The 8,514-nt window shown below is 54.4% G+C and carries 8 protein-coding genes and 2 tRNA genes; 8 read left to right on the top strand and 2 right to left on the bottom strand.

Going from position 1 to position 8,514, the window contains the following annotated elements; translation table 11 throughout:
• The first annotated feature begins 12 nt into the window (after positions 1-12).
• Together ACLGE8_RS19185 and ACLGE8_RS19180 are read left to right on the top strand one after the other, a co-directional pair.
• Positions 13-89 (top strand) — tRNA-Asp (locus tag ACLGE8_RS19185).
• A 63-nt stretch (positions 90-152) separates the two neighbouring features.
• A tRNA-Trp gene (locus ACLGE8_RS19180) sits at positions 153-228 on the top strand.
• Between the two features lie 94 nt (positions 229-322).
• On the opposite strand, the gene hdfR is transcribed toward ACLGE8_RS19180, so the two are convergent.
• Positions 323-1,147 (bottom strand): HTH-type transcriptional regulator HdfR, encoded by an 825-nt coding sequence (gene hdfR / locus ACLGE8_RS19175; RefSeq protein WP_411000479.1) that lies wholly within the window; start codon positions 1,145-1,147, stop codon positions 323-325.
• Between the two features lie 118 nt (positions 1,148-1,265).
• On the opposite strand from hdfR, the gene ACLGE8_RS19170 reads away from it, so the two are divergent.
• On the top strand, positions 1,266-1,604 hold the full coding sequence (locus ACLGE8_RS19170) for a DUF413 domain-containing protein (RefSeq protein WP_035896409.1): 339 nt from the start codon (positions 1,266-1,268) through the stop codon (positions 1,602-1,604).
• Between the two features lie 24 nt (positions 1,605-1,628).
• Here ACLGE8_RS19170 and ACLGE8_RS19165 read toward each other — a convergent pair whose 3' ends face one another.
• Positions 1,629-3,149, bottom strand: coding sequence for a YifB family Mg chelatase-like AAA ATPase (locus tag ACLGE8_RS19165; RefSeq protein ID WP_411000478.1), 1,521 nt, complete (start codon positions 3,147-3,149; stop codon positions 1,629-1,631).
• Between the two features lie 353 nt (positions 3,150-3,502).
• Between ACLGE8_RS19165 and ilvL the strand changes: the two genes are divergently transcribed.
• From ilvL to ilvD, 5 genes are all read left to right on the top strand, one after another.
• Complete coding sequence (ilvL, locus tag ACLGE8_RS19160; protein WP_001311244.1) at positions 3,503-3,601, top strand: ilv operon leader peptide; 99 nt, start codon at positions 3,503-3,505, stop codon at positions 3,599-3,601.
• Positions 3,602-3,740: 139 nt separating this feature from the next.
• On the top strand, positions 3,741-5,387 hold the full coding sequence (gene ilvG / locus ACLGE8_RS19155) for an acetolactate synthase 2 catalytic subunit (RefSeq protein ID WP_411000477.1): 1,647 nt from the start codon (positions 3,741-3,743) through the stop codon (positions 5,385-5,387).
• The gene (gene ilvM / locus ACLGE8_RS19150) at positions 5,384-5,650 is read left to right on the top strand and encodes an acetolactate synthase 2 small subunit (protein ID WP_411000476.1); all 267 of its coding nucleotides are present in this window, start codon (positions 5,384-5,386) and stop codon (positions 5,648-5,650) included. Before ilvG ends, ilvM begins: the two co-directional genes overlap by 4 nt.
• A gap of 17 nt (positions 5,651-5,667) precedes the next feature.
• A complete protein-coding gene (gene ilvE / locus ACLGE8_RS19145) occupies positions 5,668-6,597 on the top strand; it encodes a branched-chain-amino-acid transaminase (protein ID WP_035896405.1) in 930 nt (309 codons plus the stop codon).
• Between the two features lie 65 nt (positions 6,598-6,662).
• Positions 6,663-8,513, top strand: a complete 1,851-nt coding sequence (gene ilvD / locus ACLGE8_RS19140) for a dihydroxy-acid dehydratase (protein ID WP_411000475.1) — start codon at positions 6,663-6,665, stop codon at positions 8,511-8,513.
• Position 8,514 lies beyond the last annotated feature (1 nt).

Below are 8,514 nucleotides of genomic sequence, written 5' to 3'. Positions count from 1 at the left end.
AAGAAATTCGGTGGAGCGGTAGTTCAGTCGGTTAGAATACCTGCCTGTCACGCAGGGGGTCGCGGGTTCGAGTCCCGTCCGTTCCGCCACTTATTTAAAATTAAGCCTGCTACATTAGCAGGCTTAATGATAAGAAAAATTAAGAAGTCTTTAGGGGCGTAGCTCAGTTGGTAGAGCACCGGTCTCCAAAACCGGGTGTCGCGAGTTCGAGTCTCTCCGCCCCTGCCATATATAATCCTTTGCTTAGGCAAAGGATTTTTTTTGCTCAAAATTTGCCTTTCTAAAGGCCCATCGCTATTCACTCCGGGCCGCTCATTATTCCCTATTCATCAAAAACGTTATTTTTCAAAATGTCGCGAATTTGCGCCTGTTTGTCGCTATTTTGCAGCCAGATCGCGTATAAAGGCCGTGTAATTGATGAACCATCTGCAACCGGATATATACCGTTTTGCTCCTGAGCCCATGATGTTGGCAACCAGGTGCACCCTTTTAACGGCAGCAGTTGTCGATAGGCCAGGCTAGCTGAACTGGTGGTTAATAACGGAATGTCATCGCTGGCAATAAGCCCGGTTTCATGCTGCTGAAAATCTGCCCCCCACTCGAGGCGAAGATAATTCAGATCGGCTTTGATAGTGGCCGGTGACGCACAGAACAATTCGAGGGTGAAATATCCTAGTAACTGGCTGCTAAATTCATCCATCTTTGGCGTTTCGGTGGTGATCAGCAGATCGAGCTGGCGCTCATGCAGTTGCTTCACCAGCGACTGCCGTTGTGCAATTCGCGCTTCAAACTGCAGGGCATCATCTGCCTGGTAGAGTCTTCCTAGCCACTCATTGAGCATGCATTCCCACAGCGAAGCGCTGGCACCAATCGAAAACTCGTTATGTCGTGAGGTACTGGCGACCTCCTTACGCGCGGCCTGCCATGTACTCATCAGCGTCTCTGCGTAAGGGAGCAGCTTTTCTCCCGCAGCCGTCAGCCGTATGTTATTGCGGTGACGGGTAAATAAATTAACGCCAAGCTGATTTTCTAACTGACGAATACGAAAGCTCACCGCAGATTGTGTCAGATAGAGCGCTTCTGCGGCTCGCCCGAAGTGGCGAGTTCTGCTCACTTCGAGGAAAGTTTTCAGCAATTCGGTATCCACAGCTTTCTCCGCAAAATTTTTTGTCGTAATGATTTAAATCTTTTGTTTTACACTCTGTCAAGCGTATCTAATACTCCGCGCCATAAATAGCTCGGCCAAAGAATTAGGAGCGTGTAGGATGGCGGAAAGCTTTACGACGACTAATCGTTTTTTCGATAATAAAAATTATCCGCGCGGGTTCTCTCGTCATGGTGACTTCACCATCAAAGAGGCGCAGCTACTGGAGCGTTATGGCTTTGCCTTTAACGAACTCGATCTTGGCAAGCGTGAGCCAGCAACCGATGAGGAACATCAGTTCGTAGCGGTATGTCGCGGCGAGCGTGAACCGGCTTCAGAAGCTGAACGCGTATGGCACAAGTATGTGACTCGCATTAAGCGTCCTAAGCGTTTCCATACGCTGTCCGGTGGTAAACCGCAGATGGAAGGCGCTGACGACTACACTGAAAGCGACGATTAAGAAAAAGGGGCTCCGGCCCCTTTTTTATTGCAGTAAGGTTTGCAAGTGGCTGAGCATGCGGTCAATCCCGCGGTAGCTTAACGCTTCCTGCAAATGTCGACGCTCAATGACGTCAACTCCCTCCATGTCGGCCAACGTACGCGCAACCTTAAGCAGCCGCTGCCACGCGCGTATGGAAAGCCCCAACTGCGTGAGCGTCTGCTCCAGCCAGCGCGAATCCTCATCGCAGAGAACACAATGTACTCTTGCTTCGCCGCTACCGAGATGGGCATTAAGCTTTCCCTGCCGGGAAAACTGGCGCTGATGGGCAGCAATCACGCGACGTTGTACCACCTGGCTACTTTCTTCGTGACGAACGGGCTGACTTAGCAATCCTGGCGGAGGCATGGGGATCTCAAGCGATAAATCGAAACGGTCGAGGAAAGGCCCTGACAGACGATTGAGATAACGCAGCGTCTGTTCTGGCGTGCAGCGATTGTGCTTTCCCTCATAGTGCCCGGTCGGGCTGGGATTCATGGCAGCAATAAGCTGGAAGCGAGCAGGATAGGTGATTTTGGCGCGTGTCCGTGAAATATGGATCTTGCCCGACTCGATAGGCTCCCGTAATGCATCTAGCACCCTGCGTTCAAACTCCGGTAGTTCATCCAGAAACAGAATACCGTTATGGGCCAGCGAGACCTCACCAGGGGCAGGTATTGATCCTCCGCCCACCATCGCGGTTAAAGAAGCACTATGGTGCGGCGCGCGAAAAGGTCGGCAGCGCCACTCAGCCTGTACGCGGCGACTATTTTCCAGACTGATGATAGCGGCGCTTTCCAGCGCCTCGCGATCGTTGAGCGGCGGTAGCAGTCCTCTGAGCCTGGAGGCAAGCATGGTTTTTCCGGTGCCCGGTGGGCCAATAAGCAATAAATTATGCCCGCCTGCCGCCGTCACCTCTAACGCGCGCTTCCCCTGCTGCTGCCCGATGACTTCGCTCAGGTCGTTAACGGCTTCAGTAATGACGGGGGGCTCCTCGGGTGGAAACCGCAGTTCCTGCTTCCCTTCCAGAAACGCACAAACCTCCAGAAGATGGCTGGCGATAAGGCAATCATTGCCGCCGAGCAGCCCAACCAATGGGGCATCGTCTTCAGCGAGTACTATCTGTCGCCCGGCGCTTATGGCCTCCATTGCCGCAGAGATGGCCCCAGAAATGCCGCGTAACGCACCTGTAAGCGCCAATTCACCCACGAACTCATATTGGCCCAGTTTCTGGGTGCTAAGCTGCTCAGAAGCCGCCAGGAGCGCAATAGCGATAGGTAAATCATATCGACCACCTTCTTTCGGCAGGTCGGCGGGCGCCAGGTTGATGGTGATTTTTTTCGCCGGAAAGGTATAACCGCTGTTGATGATTGCACTACGAACCCGATCCCGAGACTCTTTGACGGTCGTTTCCGGCAGACCCACCATCACCAGCCCCGGCAGCCCCTGGCTGATATGTACTTCAATGGTAATAAGTGGCGCATTCACGCCGAGCGCTGCACGCGTATAGACGATGGATAGTGACATAACTCCTCCCTGATGAAGGACATTATGCATCGGCGTACTGTTGTATTAATCCGTTACTTCGCGTATTTACGCGTCTTATTCTGCTATTTTTACTGCTTTTCATGCATTTTCATTTTTCACGGAAGCGCACCCGCATTTTTTCACGCTATCGCCCTGCACCACCCGCTTTTACCGATTGTGAACGTCAGATGGTGAAATATTTTCATTTCATATTTTTTCTATATAAAACAAATCTTTTTCTAATAATTCTTAGCATGGTAATCAATGGTGTCATAAAAAAAACTTGTGCTTTTTGTGATGTCTGTGGTAACTCTGTAGGTATTCCTTCGAACAAGATGCAAGAATAGACAAAAATGACAGCCCTTCTACGAGTGATTAGCCTGGTCGTGATTAGCGTGGTGGTGATTATTATCCCACCGTGCGGGGCTGCACTTGGACGAGGAAAGGCTTAGAAATCAAGCCTTAACGAACTAAGACCCCCGCACCGAAAGGTCCGGGGGTTTTTTTATGACTAAAAAACAATAACGAGGAGCAGAGAATGACGAGTAGCACAAAATTCTGTTTCTTACGATCTAAGGCGGGGAACTAACTATGAATGGCGCACAGTGGGTGGTACATGCGTTGCGAGCGCAGGGAGTCGAAACGGTATTTGGGTATCCAGGCGGTGCCATTATGCCAGTTTACGACGCTCTGTATGACGGCGGCGTAGAGCACCTGCTGTGTCGACACGAGCAGGGCGCGGCGATGGCGGCCATTGGCTATGCCCGCTCTACCGGTAAAACCGGCGTCTGTATCGCCACTTCAGGCCCAGGTGCAACCAACCTGATCACTGGCCTGGCGGACGCGCTGCTCGATTCCGTTCCCGTTGTTGCCATCACCGGCCAGGTTGCCGCACCGTTTATCGGTACGGATGCCTTCCAGGAAGTGGACGTCCTCGGTTTGTCTCTGGCCTGCACTAAACACAGTTTCCTGGTGCAATCCCTGGAAGAGCTGCCGCGCGTAATCGCTGAAGCTTTCCAGGTGGCAAACTCAGGCCGTCCTGGCCCGGTTCTGGTTGATATTCCTAAAGATATTCAGATTGCACAGGGCGATCTGGATCCGTACTTCTCCACCGTAGAAAGTGACGACAGTTTCCCGTACAGCGAAATGGCACAGGCGCAGCAGATGCTGGCTGAGTCCCAGAAGCCAATGCTTTACGTCGGCGGCGGCGTGGGGATGGCGCAGGCGGTTCCCGCTCTGCGTGAGTTTATGACAGTCACGAATATGCCAGCGACCTGCACCTTGAAAGGCTTGGGCGCGGTTCCTGCTGATTATCCGTACTACCTCGGTATGCTGGGCATGCACGGCACCAAAGCGGCCAACCTGGCGGTCCAAGAGTGTGATCTGCTGATCGCCGTTGGCGCACGCTTCGATGACCGCGTGACCGGCAAGCTGAACACCTTCGCCCCGCACGCCAAAGTTATTCATATGGATATCGACCCGGCTGAAATGAACAAACTGCGCCAGGCGCACGTTGCCCTGCAGGGCGACCTGAATGCACTGCTGTCTGCGCTGCAGCAGCCGCTGACGATCGATGCCTGGTGTGAACATAACGCGGCGATGCGCGCCGAGCATGAGTGGCGTTATGACCATCCGGGCGAGGCTATCTACGCGCCATTGCTGCTGAAACAGCTCTCCGATCGTAAACCGGCGGAAAGCGTGGTGACGACAGACGTTGGCCAGCACCAGATGTGGTCCGCTCAGCACATGACCTACACCCGCCCGGAGAACTTCATCACCTCAAGCGGTTTAGGCACCATGGGCTTCGGTCTGCCGGCAGCCGTTGGCGCACAGGTAGCGCGCCCGAACGATACGGTTATCTGTATCTCCGGTGACGGCTCTTTCATGATGAACGTACAAGAGTTGGGCACCGTAAAACGCAAGCAGTTGCCGCTGAAGATCGTATTGCTCGACAACCAGCGGTTAGGGATGGTTCGACAATGGCAGCAGCTGTTCTTCCAGGAACGTTATAGCGAAACCACCCTGACCGATAACCCCGATTTTCTCACGCTGGCCAGCGCCTTCGGCATCCCTGGCCAACACATCACCCGTAAAGACCAGGTAGAAGCGGCACTCGACACTATGCTCGCAAGCGAAGGCCCGTACCTGCTTCATGTCTCAATCGACGAACTTGAGAATGTCTGGCCACTGGTGCCGCCTGGCGCCAGCAACTCACAAATGCTGGAGAAATTATCATGATGCAACATCAGGTCAACGTGCAGGCCCGCTTCAACCCGGAAACCTTAGAACGCGTCTTACGTGTGGTTCGTCATCGCGGCTTTCAGATTTGCGCGATGAATATGGAAACGGCGAGCGATGCACAGAACATAAATATCGAATTGACCGTTGCCAGCCCACGGTCGGTCGACTTACTGTTTAGTCAATTAACTAAACTGGTGGACGTGGCCTCGGTTGCCGTTCAGCAGTGTACAAGCACATCACAACAACAGATTCGCGCCTGAGCGCAATAGGAAGAGAAATGACGACGAAAAAAGCGGATTACATCTGGTTCAACGGTGAGATGGTGCGCTGGGAAGACGCAAAAGTACACGTTATGTCCCACGCGCTGCACTACGGCACCTCTGTGTTTGAAGGTATCCGCTGCTACGACTCTCATAAAGGCCCGGTTGTTTTCCGTCACCGTGAGCACATGCAGCGCCTGCGTGACTCCGCCAAAATCTATCGCTTCCCGGTTTCTCAGAGCGTTGACGAACTGATGGAAGCCTGCCGCGAAGTGCTGCGCAAAAACAATCTGACCAGCGCCTATATCCGTCCGCTGGTCTTCGTGGGTGACGTGGGTATGGGTGTTAACCCGCCTGATGGCTATACCACTGACGTGATCATTGCGGCGTTCCCGTGGGGAGCATACCTGGGCGCAGAAGCGCTGGATCAGGGGATCGATGCCATGGTCTCTTCCTGGAACCGTGCGGCACCGAATACCATCCCAACGGCAGCAAAAGCGGGCGGTAACTACCTCTCCTCACTGTTGGTTGGCAGCGAAGCGCGCCGCCACGGTTATCAGGAAGGGATTGCGCTGGATGTGAACGGCTATTTGTCTGAAGGGGCGGGCGAAAACCTGTTTGAAGTGAAAGATGGTGTGATCTTTACCCCACCATTCACCTCGTCCGCGCTGCCGGGTATCACCCGTGATGCCATCATCAAGCTGGCGAAAGACCTCGGTATTGAAGTGCGCGAGCAGGTGCTGTCTCGTGAATCCCTGTACCTTGCAGATGAAGTCTTCATGTCCGGTACCGCTGCTGAAATCACGCCGGTACGTAGCGTCGACGGTATCCAGGTAGGGGAAGGCCGCTGTGGCCCGGTCACCAAACGCGTTCAGCAAGCATTCTTTGGCCTCTTTACCGGTGAAACCGAAGATAAATGGGGTTGGTTGGATCAGGTTAATCCATAAGTATAAAAAGATGGGGTGTCACGCAGCACCCCATTTAACAAGATAAAGACTGGGAGTACTAAAGCATGCCTAAATACCGTTCCGCCACCACCACTCACGGCCGCAATATGGCGGGCGCTCGCGCACTGTGGCGCGCCACCGGGATGACCGATGATGACTTCGGTAAACCGATTATTGCCGTCGTAAACTCGTTTACCCAGTTCGTGCCGGGCCACGTGCACCTGCGCGACCTCGGTAAACTGGTTGCCGAGCAGATCGAAGCCTCCGGCGGTGTCGCTAAAGAGTTCAATACCATTGCGGTGGATGATGGTATCGCCATGGGCCATGGCGGCATGCTTTACTCTCTGCCGTCGCGCGAACTGATTGCCGACTCCGTCGAGTATATGGTGAACGCCCACTGCGCCGATGCGATGGTCTGTATCTCCAACTGCGACAAAATCACCCCAGGGATGTTGATGGCCTCTTTGCGCCTGAACATTCCGGTTATCTTCGTTTCCGGTGGCCCGATGGAAGCCGGGAAAACCAAGCTCTCTGACAAAATTATCAAACTCGACCTGGTCGATGCGATGATTCAGGGTGCAGACCCGAAAGTCTCTGACTCGCAGAGCGAGCAGGTGGAACGTTCCGCCTGCCCAACCTGCGGTTCCTGTTCCGGTATGTTCACCGCCAACTCGATGAACTGCCTGACCGAAGCGTTGGGCTTGTCTCAGCCGGGTAACGGCTCACTGCTGGCCACCCACGCCGACCGTAAAGAACTGTTCCTCACCGCAGGCCAGCGCATCGTTGAGCTGACCAAGCGCTACTACGAGCAGGATGATGCATCCGCACTGCCGCGCAACATCGCGTGCAAAGAAGCGTTTGAGAACGCCATGACGCTGGATATCGCCATGGGCGGCTCCACCAACACCGTTCTGCACCTGCTGGCAGCGGCACAGGAAGCCGAAATCGACTTCACCATGAGCGATATTGACAAGCTGTCCCGCAAGGTTCCTCAGCTGTGTAAAGTGGCACCAAGTACCCAGAAATACCATATGGAAGATGTACACCGCGCCGGCGGCGTGCTGGGGATCCTCGGCGAGCTGGACCGCGCAGGTCTGCTAAACCGCGACGTGAAAAACGTCCTCGGCCTCTCCCTGCCGCAAACGCTGGAACAGTACGACATCACCCTCACCCAGGATGAAGCGGTCAAAAAAATGTTCCGTGCGGGCCCTGCGGGCATCCGTACCACTCAGGCATTCTCGCAGGATTGTCGCTGGGATACGCTGGATGACGATCGCGCCGAAGGCTGTATTCGTTCTCTGGAACACGCCTACAGCAAAGACGGCGGTCTGGCCGTGCTGTACGGTAACTTTGCGGAAAACGGCTGCATCGTGAAAACCGCTGGTGTAGATGACAGCATCCTCAAATTCACCGGCCCGGCGAAAGTGTACGAAAGCCAGGACGACGCGGTAGAGGCGATTCTCGGCGGTAAAGTGGTCGCAGGCGACGTAGTGGTGATTCGCTACGAAGGGCCGAAAGGCGGGCCGGGCATGCAGGAAATGCTCTATCCAACCACCTTCCTGAAATCGATGGGCCTTGGTAAAGCCTGCGCCCTGATTACCGACGGTCGTTTCTCGGGTGGCACATCCGGCCTCTCTATCGGTCACGTCTCTCCGGAAGCGGCAAGCGGCGGCAATATCGCCATCATCGAAGATGGCGACATGATTGCTATCGATATTCCGAACCGTGGCATTCAACTGCAGCTGAGCGATGCGGAAATTGCCGCACGTCGTGAAGCGCAGGAAGCCCGCGGCGAACAGGCGTGGACCCCGAAAAACCGTGAGCGTCAGGTCTCCTTTGCCCTTCGCGCTTACGCTAGCCTGGCAACCAGCGCCGACAAAGGCGCCGTACGCGATAAATCGAAACTGGGTGGCTAAT

The sequence above is a fragment of the Kluyvera sp. 142486 genome (assembly GCF_046569695.1).
Lineage (GTDB): Bacteria > Pseudomonadota > Gammaproteobacteria > Enterobacterales > Enterobacteriaceae > Kluyvera.
Note: the sequence above shows the minus strand (reverse complement) of the source record. Positions and strands in the feature narration are given on the sequence as shown.

Coding starts and splice junctions, on each gene's coding strand:
- ACLGE8_RS19170 (WP_035896409.1), top strand. CDS start 1,266: ATGGCGGAAAGCTTTACGACGACTAATCGTTTTTTCGATAATAAAAAT.
- ACLGE8_RS19165 (WP_411000478.1), bottom strand. CDS start 3,149: ATGTCACTATCCATCGTCTATACGCGTGCAGCGCTCGGCGTGAATGCG.
- ilvL (WP_001311244.1), top strand. CDS start 3,503: ATGACAGCCCTTCTACGAGTGATTAGCCTGGTCGTGATTAGCGTGGTG.
- ilvG (WP_411000477.1), top strand. CDS start 3,741: ATGAATGGCGCACAGTGGGTGGTACATGCGTTGCGAGCGCAGGGAGTC.
- ilvM (WP_411000476.1), top strand. CDS start 5,384: ATGATGCAACATCAGGTCAACGTGCAGGCCCGCTTCAACCCGGAAACC.
- ilvE (WP_035896405.1), top strand. CDS start 5,668: ATGACGACGAAAAAAGCGGATTACATCTGGTTCAACGGTGAGATGGTG.
- ilvD (WP_411000475.1), top strand. CDS start 6,663: ATGCCTAAATACCGTTCCGCCACCACCACTCACGGCCGCAATATGGCG.